Below are 12,445 nucleotides of genomic sequence, written 5' to 3'. Positions count from 1 at the left end.
TATATAAAAGAAGATTCAAGATAGAGAAAGCCAATGCTTGGTTGGATAGTTTCAAAGCGCTGTTAATAAGGTTTGAAAAATTGAATATCACTTGGATAAATCTACATTATTTAGCTTTCTCTATCTTGTTTCTAAGAAAAATAAAAGTTTAAACAGGTTTCTTGTTATGAGTTACATATAATATTATGCCTCAAATAATAAATAAATCATATCTTTGCAAATTATAAACTTAATTTTTAGATGTACAATAAGCTCGTAAGAAAAGAGGTAATGGGTATTTTGGAAAAGGAAGTCAGTTCTTTTCTTGAGAAATTTTTGACTCCGATTGAAAAAATATGGCAACCTTCAGATTTTTTACCGGATCCTTCAAGTGAGGATTTCAAATACGATTTAGACGAAATCCAGACTTTTGCCCGTGAAATGCCTTACGATCTTTTTGTTACTTTGATTGGTGACTGTATTACAGAAGAAGCATTACCTTCATACGAATCTTGGTTAATGGGTGTAGATGGTGTAGATCAGGAAAGCGGATTAGGTTGGGCAAACTGGGTACGATCCTGGACAGCTGAAGAAAACAGACATGGCGATTTGCTAAACAAATATCTTTATCTGTGTGGAAGAGTAAATATGAGAGAAGTTGAAATTACCACTCAGTATTTAATCAGCGATGGTTTCGATTTGGGAACAAGTATGGATCCATACAGAAACTTCGTTTATACAAGTTTTCAGGAAACAGCTACCAATATTTCGCACAGAAGAGTAGGTACTTTGGCAAAACAGTCAGGAAACGGAAAACTGGCAAAAATGTGTGGCGTAATTGCTGCCGATGAAGCAAGACATGCAAAAGCTTACAAACACTTCGTCACTAAAATTTTAGAATTAGATCCTTCAGAAATGATTTTGGCATTTGAAGATATGATGCGTAAGAAAATCGTGATGCCGGCTCACATGATGAGACAGTCTGGTCAGAAAGCGGGTGAACTTTGGGGTCATTTCTCAGACGCAGCGCAAAGATGTATGGTGTATACAGGTCAGGATTACATCAATATTTTGAAAGATCTTTTGGATGAATGGAAGATTGAGCACATCAGTGGTCTTACCGAAAAAGCAGAGAAAGCTCAGGAATATTTAATGAAACTTCCATCAAGACTACAGAAAATTACCGACAGAATTGCAACACCGGATTTACAGTTTGAATTCTCTTGGGTAAAAAAATAATCAGATTTTAACAATAAATTATAAATTGGAGTGCCGAATGTTTTTCGGCACTTTTTTATTTATTTAGTATCTTTGCCCAGCTAAAAACGCAACAAAATGTTAAATAATAAGAAAATTGCTGTTGATTTTGACGGAACTATCGTAGATGATGCTTATCCGGCAATCGGTAAAGCTAAAATTTTCGCTTTCGAAACCCTAAAAAAACTTCAGGCTCAAGGCTTTAGACTGATACTTTGGACGTACAGACACGGGAAAACCTTGGATGAAGCTGTAGAATTCTGCAGACAAAACGGAATTGAGTTCTATGCAATTAACTCAAGTTTTGAAGGTGAAGTTTTTGATTCTGAAACACAATCAAGAAAATTAGATGCAGACTGGTTTATTGATGACAGAAACTTAGGTGGTTTTCCGGGATGGGGAGAAATCTACAATATCATCAACGAAAGAATTGAATTTCGTGTTGAAGGTAAAGAAGTTTTACCTTATTCAAAACTGAAAAAAGAAAAAAAGAAAGGCCTTTTTTGGTAATAATATTAATTTGAAATTTGATGTTTGAAATTTGACATTCTGAAATGTTTACAAAATTTTGAACTTCAAATCTCAAATCTCAAATTTGATAAATGATTCATTTAAAAACGATAGACGAGCTTCGTCTTATGAAAGAAAGTGCAAGGTTGGTTTCCAGAACATTAGGAATGTTGGCAAAAGAAATCAAACCGGGAATCACTACTTTATACTTAGATAAACTGGCACACGATTTTATTAAAGATCATGGTGCTGAACCTGCATTTTTAGGATACGGAGGTTTTCCGAATTCTTTATGCATTTCACCAAACGAACAGGTTGTTCATGGTTTCCCTAATAAGGATGAGATAAAGGAAGGAGACATTCTTTCTGTGGATTGTGGAGCAATTCTTAACGGTTATGTCGGAGATCACGCTTATACTTTCGAAATCGGAGAAGTAAAACCTGAAACAAAAAAATTACTGAAAGTTGCCAAAGAATCTCTTTACAAGGGGATTGAGCAGTGCGTAAGAGGTAAAAGAATCGGAGATATTTCTTATGCTATTCAAAAACATTGTGAAAAAGAAGGATATGGCGTTGTAAAAGAGCTTGTTGGTCACGGTTTAGGAAAGAAAATGCATGAAGATCCACAAGTTCCGAACTATGGAAGACAGGGAAGCGGAAAAGTAATTAAAGATGGTTTGGCAATTGCCATTGAACCGATGATTAATTTAGGAACCGAAAAAGTGAAATTCCATAATGATGGTTGGACAGTTACCACACTTGATAATCAGCCTTCTGCTCACTTCGAACACGATGTTTGTGTGATTAATGGTAAACCAGTTTTACTTTCAACTTTCGATTATATTTACGAGGCTTTAGGAATCGTAAGTGATGAAGAAAAGGCTTTTCAATTAGATTTTTAATGAAAAAGCTGACTAAGTTTTTATTAAATAAAATTCCGCGTCCGATGTTGATCAAAATGAGCATCTGGGCGCGACCACTTATTTATCAGTTTTTTAAAGGAGATCAGTTTTATGATCCGATTGATGGCAGATCATACAGGAAATTTCTTCCTTACGGATATGGAAAACAAAGAAAAAATGCATTATCGCCGGGAACTTTAAGCCTTGAAAGACACCGTCAAATGTATCTTTATCTTCAGAATGAAACCGATTTTTTCATTAAAAATTATAAAGTTCTACATATCGCTCCCGAACAGGAATTTCTGAGAAAGTTCAAAAGAATGAGTAATCTGAATTACATTTCAGCCGATTTGTATTCTCCCATTGTAGATGTAAAAGCAGATATTCTGAATCTCCCTTTCGAAGATAATAGCTTTGATATTATTTTCTGTAACCATGTTTTGGAACACATTGAGGATGATGCTAAAGCAATGAGCGAGCTCTACAGAGTCATGAAACCGGGAGGTTGGGGAATTTTGCAGGTTCCGATGAAAAACTCTCTCGAAAAAACGTATGAAGACTTTACGATTACAGATCCTAAAGAACGCCAAAAACATTTCGGGCAATACGATCATGTTCGTTGGTACGGAATGGATTATTTTGACCGTCTGAAAGTAGCCGGTTTTGAAGCTCAGGCTAATTTCTATTCACAAGAATTTTCTGATGCCGAAATAAAGAAATACGGATTAAGACACAACGAGATTTTACCGATTGTTTTAAAGAAATAAAAAAAACGGCTTCAGGATTTGGAGCCGTTTTTGTTTATGGAATTGAGATTTAATTCTTGATGAAAAATTCAGATTTGGAATTTTCTACATTTAAAATATATTGACCTTTTTGAAGATTTTCAGTACTAATCTTTAATGCTTTACCGGACGATAAAGTCTCATAAATCATTTTACCTGATATATCATAAATTTTCACCTTTACATTTTTATCAATATTTTCCACAATCAAAAAGTCACTCGAAGGATTGGGATAGATTCTAAATGTTTTCTTCAAAGCATTTTCCTTCGTACCCAAAATTGAATTATTATAATAGATTATGTTACCAGTGGTTGAATTGCTTACGGCAAGTATTTTTGAGCTTCCATTATTAATAATTTGATAATTAAAAACAGTTCCTATAGGAACATAACTCACATAAAAATCACAATGTTTCTGATCAAAATCTCTAACTGCATCTTGATTTACTCCAACATATTGTGCTAATGTACATGAACTCTGATTTTTAGTAAAGCTGTTCTGCGTTGATGAGAAGATTATATTATTGCCTGCTGTATTAAAATAGTAAGAAACGAATACATAATCAGATCCGCTTAATGCAAATTTAGATGCTCCCAAAGGTAAAGGTAGTGGAACAGCACTTGTTGTCTGCCCGTTCGTGACAATTTGAGAAACATACCAGTTATTATTTAAAAGCTCAGCATTCTGACCAAATAAAGAACATGTGATTAAAAGAAAAAATAATTTTGTTTTCATAAATATTTTTCCCAAATATAAGAAATAATGTTCTAAAATTAATGAGAAACTGCTTTCAAACCAATTACAGAACCAATCAGAGTACAGATAAAAAATACTCTCCAGAAACTTGCAGGATCTTTAAAGACAAAAATTCCAACTAAAGCGGTTCCTACAGCACCAATTCCAGTCCACACTGCATAAGCGGTTCCTATCGGCAAAGTTTCTGTGGCTTTAATAAGCAAAAGCATGGAAACTGTAAGACAAACCAAAAATCCGCCAAACCACCAGTACATTTCGTTTCCGGTTGTTTCTTTTACCTTTCCTAAACATGAAGCAAAAGCCACCTCAAATAATCCGGCAATGATTAAAATAATCCAGTTCATTATTAAATAGTTTTATGCCGCAAAGTTGAGACTTTCTACTGGATTAAAATTTTACAAATGTTAAAAAAAGATTTATTGTTGAATTTTAATTTAGCAGATACGCTGATTGAAAAAATCTGATTAATCAGCAAAATCTGCGAGAACTTGAAATTTTGAAATTACTTAATTTCCGCACGAATCCTGCTCAGACTCACCTGTGTAATTCCCAAGTAAGAAGCAATATGACCAAGCTGAACTCTTTGCAACAAATAAGGTTTTTCCTTGAGCAAATCTTTATACCGTTCTAAAGCCGTTTTATATTGTCTTGAAATAATCAATTCTTCAGTTTTCACCAATTCCCGTTCAGCAAATTTCCTTCCCCAATTCGCAATATAAATATCTTCATTAAACAAATTTTTCAGCTTTGAGGTTTCTAAAACATAAAAATTACAATCTTCCAAAAGTTCAATACTTTCATAGCCTGGTTTTTCATCCACGTAGCTTTTCATCGAAACAACAGGTTCGCCTTCCGTACCGAACCAGAAGGTAATATCGTTATTTTCTGTTGATGCGTAAGCGCGAACGATCCCTTTTTTCAGAAAATAAATATAGGGAATGACTTTATTGGCTTCCATCAGACAAAAACCTTTAGAATGGCTTACTTCAGAAATATGTTGAATTAAATTTAATTTGGATAATTCCGGAAGCGGAAAGATGCTATTGATGATCTGATCGATTTCCATGAGAAAGTCAGGATTAATTATTCTTCAAAAATATACTTTTTTAATCATCTAATTTTAATATAGACCAAAATCCAATTTTTGTTTTACTAACTTTGCAAAACTTTAAACTTAGATCATTAAACTTTAAACAAAATAAATGCATAAAGCAGGATTTGTAAATATCGTTGGCAAGCCAAATGCCGGAAAATCAACGCTTCTCAATCAGCTGATGGGAGAGAAGCTGGCTATTGTAACCCAAAAGGCTCAGACAACTCGACATAGAATTTTTGGAATTTATAATGAAGATGACTTACAGATTGTATTTTCGGATACTCCTGGAGTTTTAGACCCGAAATACGGTTTGCAGGAAAAAATGATGGATTTTGTAAAGGATTCTTTGCAGGATGCAGACGTTTTTCTTTTCATTGTAGATGTTACCGATAAAGCTGAACCTTCTGAATTTTTAATTGATAAACTAAATAAGATTCCGGTTCCGGTTTTATTGTTATTGAATAAAGTAGATCAAACCAATCAGGAAGGCTTGGAAAAGCTTGTTTCAGATTGGCACGAGAGAATTCCTAAAGCTGAAATTCTTCCTATCTCAGCTTTAAACGCTTTCAACACAGAAATTATTCTTCCGAAACTGAAATCAATGCTTCCGGAAAATCCGCCGTACTATGATAAAGACATGTACACGGATAAACCTGAACGTTTCTTTGTGAATGAAGCTATAAGAGAGAAAATTCTTTTAAATTACGAAAAAGAAATTCCGTATTCTGTGGAAGTGGTCACTGAAATGTTCAAAGAAAAGGAAGGAATTATTTTCATTGATTCTATTATTTACGTTGAAAGAGATACGCAGAAAGGAATTATTATCGGTCATAAAGGTGAAGCCATCAAAAAAGTGGGAACGGAAGCAAGAGTTGATCTGGAAAAATTCTTTGCAAAAAAAATTCACTTAAATCTTTTTGTAAAAGTGAAAAAAGACTGGAGAAAAAACGACAGAGATTTGAAAAATTTTGGGTATAGATAAACTAAAAACTCAATATCCATCGTTGTATTAAAAGATTTTACTATCTTTAATCAAATTTTCAATCGATGAGCTACGTAAATTCAAAGACTAATCCATTAATTTTTGATATTATAATTTTTATTGTGCGATTGTTTGTGGGATTTGCGATGCTTTCCCACGGATATCCTAAACTTCAAACGTTGATCGATGGTGGTGATATCAAATTCTACGATTTCTTAGGTTTGGGGCCTAAAATTTCACTCGGGTTAACCGTTTTTGCAGAATTTATTTGTTCAATTTTCCTGATTTTGGGATTATTTACAAGAGTTGCAGCAGGATTTTTAATCTTTACAATGGCAATCGCTGCTTTCTTTGTACATGGAGCAGATGGTTTTGATAAACGTGAAATGAGTTTACTTTATCTTTCAATTTATTTAATAATCATTGCTTTTGGAGCTGGAAAAATTTCAGTTGATTATATGATCGAAAAAAGAAAAAGAGCTAACGATTGGTAAATTTGATCTGATATAAATACAAATCCCGAAACAAAAATGTTCCGGGATTTTTTATGCGAAAAGTTTAAGAAGGTCAAATCTCAAACTTCGAATTTCAAATTATTAAGCCAATTTCTGAGAGTCAGCAACAAACTGAGCCAAACCACTGTCTGTTAACGGGTGTTTCAATAAGCTCAAGATTGGAGGAAGTGGCGAAGTAATAACATCTGCACCGATTTTTGCACAGTCGATAATGTGCATTGAGTGACGGATTGAAGCTGCTAAAATTTCAGTTTCATACATATAATTATCAAAAATCAATCTGATTTCCTGAATTAAATTTAAACCGTCTGTTGTAATATCATCTAATCTTCCTAAGAAGGGAGAAACATAAGTTGCACCCGCTTTAGCCGCTAAAAGAGCCTGTCCAGGAGAGAAAATTAAAGTACAGTTGGTTTTTATACCTTTATCTGAAAAATATTTCAACGCTTTGATTCCGTCTTTGATCATCGGGATTTTCACAACGATATTCGGGTGAATGGCAGCCAGCTCGTCTCCTTCTTTGATCATTTCCTCGTAAGTTGTAGAAAGCACTTCAGCAGAAATATCTCCGTCAACGATTTCGCAGATTGCTTTATAGTGATTTTTAATCGCTTCAGCTCCCTGAATTCCTTCTTTTGCCATTAAAGATGGATTGGTTGTAACACCATCCAGAATTCCAAGATCTTTAGCTTCTTTAATTTGCTCTAAATTAGCAGTGTCAATAAAAAATTTCATTTTTCTTAAATTATTATAGATTTCACAAAGATAAACAATCCATTTTGAGTGCGAAATTATTTTCTGGGGTTACGAGATCTAATATGCGGATTATAATTTTGGAATACAAAATAAATTCCCTTTCTTTGGAGCAATGGCGAAAATTTCAAAGAAATTTTTGACGGGGTGGTGTTTAAGAATCAGCCCATTTAAAATTAAAAATAATTACTTTTACTTCAATGAAAAACTTATTCACCGCCAAACTCGACATCATCGGAATCAATCCATTCGTTTTTATTCCTGATGAAATTTTAGATGAAATATTTGAAACATCAGGAAAGAATAAAAGCCCGATTCCTGTGAAAGGCACAGTGAATGGAAAAGGCTTTAGACAAAACTTAATGAAATATTTAGGAGATTGGCGGTTATATATTAATATAACCATGCTTGAAAATTCTCCGAAAAGAATTGGCGAAATGCTTGAAATTAGTGTTGAATTTGATGATTCTGAACGAACGGTTTCTATTCATCCCGACTTAGAAAAAGCAATTAAAGAAAATTCTTTAGTCTTAGAAAACTTTGAAAACCTCACTCATTCAAGAAAATCAGAATTGATTCGCTATATCAATAATTTAAAAACAGAAACAAGCATTCAGAGGAATATTGAAAAAATTATCAGTCATTTAAAAGGAGAAACAGATTTTTTCGGGAAAAATATCAAATAAAAAAACCGAAGAAATATCCTTCGGTTTTTGATTTTTATGAATTAAGAGCCTGGCTCAACTTTACAGCATCCTGATTAGTCGGATCATACTGAAGAGACTTTGCAACATGCTCTTTTGCCTTATCGGGACTATCTTTTTGTTCGTTAAATGCGATAAAGAAATAGGCATAAGCTAAATTTTTCTTACTGGCTTCAATTTCTTCCGGCTTTACCATTGAAATGTATTTTTCGTAAGAAAGTTTGGCATTCGCATCATCTTTTGCAGATTGGTACGAGTAAGCCTGGCTATAATATGATGGCGCCCAATCTGGTAACAAAACAGATATTTTTTTCCAGGTTGCTATTGCATTTGGCCAATCTGTGGCATCCTGATAAGCGGTTGCCAGCTTTGCCATAGACTCTACATCTTTTGGATTGATTTCAATTTGCTTTTTCAAACCTTCAATAGTCGGGTTCGTTTGTGCTTGTGTTGTTGAAGTTTGGGTATTTGTAGTCTCGCCTTGTGGCGTCGTTTGTGCAAATAAAACTCCTGTACTTCCTATTAGCATTAATCCTGCAAATAATTGTTTGATATTAATTTTAACCGTTTTCATATTCTCTATTTTAAAATTACTAAAGCTAATTTAGCAGATTCAAATTTGTTTTATGTTCATTCTTTTAGAGCCTTTAAGCTTTTTTTGAGTTTCTTAACGGTTTTACTATGTTTTTTAGCGTAATTTTTGATTCTTACTGCGTTTGAGTTTATCTTTGTTTTAATAATTAAGCAGCTTTTTATTTATGAATGTAATATTAGCATCCACTTCAACGCTTTTTGGCGGAGAATATCTTGAATATTTAAAAGAAGAATTAATCGAATTATATAAAGAAATCGACGAGATCATTTTCATCCCGTTTGCAAGACCAGGCGGAATTTCACATGATGATTATACGACGAAAGCAAAGTCTTTTTTTGAAACCATCAGTATCAATGTAAAAGGATTGCATGAATTTGAGAATAAAACCGAAGCATTAAAATCAGCAAAAGGCTATTTTACAGGCGGTGGGAACACTTTTTTGTTGGTTAAAACATTACATGAAGAAAATCTGATGTCTGTTTTAAAACAAAACGTAGAAACCGGAAAAGCATATTTAGGCTGTAGTGCTGGAAGCAATATCGGTGGACAAAATATGAAAACAACGAACGATATGCCGATTGTTTATCCGCCAAGTTTCGATTGTATGGGATTGGTTCCGTTTAATATTAATCCACATTATTTAGATCCGAATCCGGAATTGAAACACAATGGAGAAACGAGAGAAACCAGAATCAAAGAATTTTTGACGCAGAATGACATTAAGGTTGTCGGACTTCGCGAAGGAAACTGGATCCGAAGAATCGGTGATAAAATTACCGTTGAAGGAAACGAACTGACAAGGATTTTCGAAAAAGGAAAAGAACCTTACGAAATTAAATCAGGAACAGAATTATAATTGGTTTATGAATGTCTGTAATTTATGATAGCTTAGATTTTACAGCTTGTTTGTCATTCCGTAGGAATCTCAACACACTGAAAATAAGGCAGTTTAGATTCCTACGGAATGACAAAATGACAACAAATTTGCATTATTGTAAGAAAAAATAATCTCATTAATTTTTAAACATTTATTTCCGGAAATTTATTTATGAAAAAATATATTGTACTTTTTTTTCTTTCCACACAAATTATTTTTGCTCAGAATATTGCTCAAAAATTAGATGATGCTACAAAAAACCTGATGAATTCTTCATTGGCAATTTCAGCAAATTTATCTTTCTATGTTTCAGACGAAAGCGGAAATCTGATTTATGAATTTCAGGGAAATAAAGGACTTTCAACGGCTTCAACGCAGAAAATTTTCACTGCAGCGGCAGCTTTGGAAACTTTAGGCAAAAATTACACCTATAAAACAACTTCATCATATTCAGGAAATATTTCAGGAGGAAATTTAAATGGAAATCTATTTATCAGTTCAAATGGTGATCCTACTTTAGGAAGTTGGCGTTATGAAGGCTACAAACCTGAAAATTTTAAACAAAAACTGATTGAAGCGGTAAAAAAATCGGGAATTACAAAAATTTCAGGAGATTTAATTATTGATGATTCTTATTTCGATCATCAGACCATTCCGGGAGGTTGGCCATGGGATGACTTGGGAAATTATTACGGAGCAGGAGTTTGGGGAGTCAACTGGCGTGAAAACCAATTCGATATAAACATGAATGGAAGTGACATTAAAAGTTTTTCCTATCCTTTGGAAGGCGTAAAATGGTTGAATGATGTGAAAGTTGCGGGAAGCTCAGATCAAAGCTTGATTTTTACCGCTCCACATTCTGACGTCGCATTAATTAACGGAAATTTACCTTCAAAAACGGTTACGGTTTCCGGTTCTGTGCCAAATCCGCCATTACAATTGGGTGTTGAAGTTCAAAAATGGCTGAAAGAATCAGGAATTGAAATTTCAGGAAAAGTGATGACCAATTCTCAACTTGAAATCGATGGCAAAAAAATTCTGGAAGCTCCAAAAAATAATGTTATTCTTACCTATGAATCGCCAACTTTAGACAAAATAGTGTATTGGTTTTTAAGGAAATCGGTGAATTTATACGGAGAAAATTTAATTAAAACTTTAGGAAAAGAAAAGAAAGGAAACCCGAGTTTTAAAAGCGGTATTGTTTACCTTAAAGAATTCTGGAAATCAAGAGGAATTAATGCTAACATGATTAATTTCGCTGACGGAAGCGGACTTTCTCCACAGAATTACGTTTCTGCAAAAGCGGAAGTTCAGGCTTTGATCTATGCCAAAAAACAATCTTGGTTTGACGCCTATTATGAAGGATTTCCTACTCAGGATAACGGCATGAAAATGAAAAGCGGTACGATGAGAGACACTAAATCTTATGCAGGTTATCATACTTCCAAAGACGGAAAAAAATATGTTTATGCCATTATCATTAATAATTATCAGGGAAGCGGAAGCACAGAATTGCAGAAGATTTTAAATGTTTTAAAATAAATTCAGATTGAAAAAAAGATCCATTTTCGCCAGATTCAACAACTGGTTTATTTTTTCTTTGATGACTTTGGTTGTTGTATCCATCGTTATTACCTCTACTTTGGTGGTTAATTATCTGAAGAAGGAAGAAGTAAAAAGAGTTGATATTTTGGTTAAAGCTCTGAAATTTCAGCAGGATATGACACCGAGTTTAGAAGTTCAGGAATTGCTTCTTGCCATTTACAGCTCAAACACAACCATTCCGATGATTATTCTCGATAAGAACGATCAAATTATTGAGTATAAACACCTGTCTAAAGAAATAGGAGATGATTCTCAAAACATCATTGCAGAGGCAAAAAGAATGGAGAAAAAATATCCTTCCATCGAAATAAAAGTTCAGGGTGGAAACGATCAGTTTGTGTATTACGATAATTCTGAAATTCTCAATAACCTTCAGTATTTTCCATTTCTTCTGGGCTTCTTTGTCTTATGTTATTTTTTATTTTCATTCTGGTTTTTAAGAACGGTTAAAAAAACCGACGAAGGTTATCTTTGGGCTGGTTTAGCAAAAGAAACAGCGCATCAGATCGGAACTCCGCTATCTTCGATGATGGGCTGGATGGAAATCATGAAAATGGAAAATCCGGATTCGGATGGCGTTATTGAAATTGAAAAAGACATCAACCGACTGAGAACAATCTCGGAAAGATTTTCAAAAATAGGCTCTGTACCGGAACTGAATGATACCAACTTTAACGAAACCATCCAGGAAAATTTCGATTATCTCAAGACAAGAATTTCAAAGAAAATAAATTTTACCCTTTTGCTTCCAACCTACAATATTCAGGTTCCGCACAACAAAATCCTGATGAGCTGGGTGATTGAAAATCTGGTAAAAAATGCTGTAGATGCGATGAAAGGAGAGGGTATTCTGCAAATGTCTGTTTTCGAACGCAATAAAAACATTTTGGTCGAAGTGAAAGACAACGGCAGCGGAATGACAAAATATCAGGCTCAGAATGCTTTTAAACCGGGGTATTCCACAAAAAAAAGAGGTTGGGGATTAGGCTTAAGTTTAGCTAAAAGAGTAGTGCAGGAATATCATAACGGTGACATTAAAATTTCTCAGACTGAAGTCGGAAAAGGAACAACTTTCCGAATTTTAATAAGAAAAGAAAAAGAACAGTAAAAATTACATTCAAAAGCTAA

General features: G+C 33.9%; 15 protein-coding genes. 10 read left to right on the top strand and 5 right to left on the bottom strand.

Annotated elements, in window-relative coordinates; translation table 11 throughout:
- The first annotated feature begins 240 nt into the window (after positions 1–240).
- The 4 genes from ACR1PN_RS10715 (at position 241) to ACR1PN_RS10700 (ending at position 3,415) form a co-directional block, all read left to right on the top strand.
- Positions 241–1,218: an acyl-ACP desaturase gene (locus ACR1PN_RS10715; protein ID WP_378171956.1), complete on the top strand. Its 978-nt coding sequence runs from the start codon at positions 241–243 to the stop codon at positions 1,216–1,218.
- A gap of 96 nt (positions 1,219–1,314) precedes the next feature.
- Entirely contained in the window at positions 1,315–1,746 is a 432-nt protein-coding gene (locus ACR1PN_RS10710; RefSeq protein WP_378171954.1) for a BT0820 family HAD-type phosphatase, read from the top strand.
- Positions 1,747–1,838: 92 nt separating this feature from the next.
- On the top strand, positions 1,839–2,648 hold the full coding sequence (gene map, locus ACR1PN_RS10705) for a type I methionyl aminopeptidase (RefSeq protein WP_433980036.1): 810 nt from the start codon (positions 1,839–1,841) through the stop codon (positions 2,646–2,648).
- Positions 2,648–3,415, top strand: coding sequence for a class I SAM-dependent methyltransferase (locus tag ACR1PN_RS10700; RefSeq protein ID WP_433980035.1), 768 nt, complete (start codon positions 2,648–2,650; stop codon positions 3,413–3,415). Before map ends, ACR1PN_RS10700 begins: the two co-directional genes overlap by 1 nt.
- A gap of 49 nt (positions 3,416–3,464) precedes the next feature.
- Here ACR1PN_RS10700 and ACR1PN_RS10695 read toward each other — a convergent pair whose 3' ends face one another.
- The 3 genes from ACR1PN_RS10695 to ACR1PN_RS10685 form a co-directional block, all read right to left on the bottom strand.
- On the bottom strand, positions 3,465–4,169 hold the full coding sequence (locus ACR1PN_RS10695; RefSeq protein WP_433980034.1) for a T9SS type A sorting domain-containing protein: 705 nt from the start codon (positions 4,167–4,169) through the stop codon (positions 3,465–3,467).
- Between the two features lie 38 nt (positions 4,170–4,207).
- Positions 4,208–4,534 carry a DMT family transporter gene (locus ACR1PN_RS10690; protein WP_065721920.1) on the bottom strand — a complete coding sequence of 109 codons (327 nt, stop codon included), beginning with the start codon at positions 4,532–4,534 and terminating at the stop codon, positions 4,208–4,210.
- Positions 4,535–4,692: 158 nt separating this feature from the next.
- Positions 4,693–5,256 (bottom strand): Crp/Fnr family transcriptional regulator, encoded by a 564-nt coding sequence (locus ACR1PN_RS10685; RefSeq protein WP_433980033.1) that lies wholly within the window; start codon positions 5,254–5,256, stop codon positions 4,693–4,695.
- Positions 5,257–5,392: 136 nt separating this feature from the next.
- Between ACR1PN_RS10685 and era the strand changes: the two genes are divergently transcribed.
- Positions 5,393–6,268 carry a GTPase Era gene (era, locus tag ACR1PN_RS10680; protein ID WP_378171945.1) on the top strand — a complete coding sequence of 292 codons (876 nt, stop codon included), beginning with the start codon at positions 5,393–5,395 and terminating at the stop codon, positions 6,266–6,268.
- Positions 6,269–6,333: 65 nt separating this feature from the next.
- Positions 6,334–6,762: a DoxX family protein gene (locus ACR1PN_RS10675; RefSeq protein WP_433980032.1), complete on the top strand. Its 429-nt coding sequence runs from the start codon at positions 6,334–6,336 to the stop codon at positions 6,760–6,762.
- 102 nt (positions 6,763–6,864) lie between these two features.
- On the opposite strand, the gene fsa is transcribed toward ACR1PN_RS10675, so the two are convergent.
- Complete coding sequence (fsa, locus tag ACR1PN_RS10670) at positions 6,865–7,518, bottom strand: fructose-6-phosphate aldolase (protein ID WP_039372485.1); 654 nt, start codon at positions 7,516–7,518, stop codon at positions 6,865–6,867.
- Between the two features lie 218 nt (positions 7,519–7,736).
- On the opposite strand from fsa, the gene ACR1PN_RS10665 reads away from it, so the two are divergent.
- On the top strand, positions 7,737–8,222 hold the full coding sequence (locus ACR1PN_RS10665) for a YdeI/OmpD-associated family protein (RefSeq protein WP_433980031.1): 486 nt from the start codon (positions 7,737–7,739) through the stop codon (positions 8,220–8,222).
- 34 nt (positions 8,223–8,256) lie between these two features.
- Here the strand turns inward: ACR1PN_RS10665 and ACR1PN_RS10660 are convergent, their stop codons facing one another.
- The gene (locus ACR1PN_RS10660) at positions 8,257–8,814 is read right to left on the bottom strand and encodes a hypothetical protein (protein ID WP_433980030.1); all 558 of its coding nucleotides are present in this window, start codon (positions 8,812–8,814) and stop codon (positions 8,257–8,259) included.
- A 184-nt stretch (positions 8,815–8,998) separates the two neighbouring features.
- On the opposite strand from ACR1PN_RS10660, the gene pepE reads away from it, so the two are divergent.
- From pepE to ACR1PN_RS10645, 3 genes are all read left to right on the top strand, one after another.
- Positions 8,999–9,691, top strand: coding sequence for a dipeptidase PepE (gene pepE / locus ACR1PN_RS10655; RefSeq protein WP_433980029.1), 693 nt, complete (start codon positions 8,999–9,001; stop codon positions 9,689–9,691).
- 192 nt (positions 9,692–9,883) lie between these two features.
- Positions 9,884–11,254, top strand: coding sequence for a D-alanyl-D-alanine carboxypeptidase/D-alanyl-D-alanine endopeptidase (dacB, locus tag ACR1PN_RS10650; protein ID WP_433980028.1), 1,371 nt, complete (start codon positions 9,884–9,886; stop codon positions 11,252–11,254).
- A gap of 7 nt (positions 11,255–11,261) precedes the next feature.
- Positions 11,262–12,425, top strand: a complete 1,164-nt coding sequence (locus tag ACR1PN_RS10645; protein WP_433980027.1) for a sensor histidine kinase — start codon at positions 11,262–11,264, stop codon at positions 12,423–12,425.
- Positions 12,426–12,445: the final 20 nt, after the last annotated feature.

It is taken from the genome of Chryseobacterium sp. RLHN22, assembly GCF_051011795.1.
In the GTDB taxonomy this organism is placed as follows: Bacteria; Bacteroidota; Bacteroidia; order Flavobacteriales; family Weeksellaceae; genus Chryseobacterium; species Chryseobacterium zhengzhouense.
Note: the sequence above shows the minus strand (reverse complement) of the source record. Positions and strands in the feature narration are given on the sequence as shown.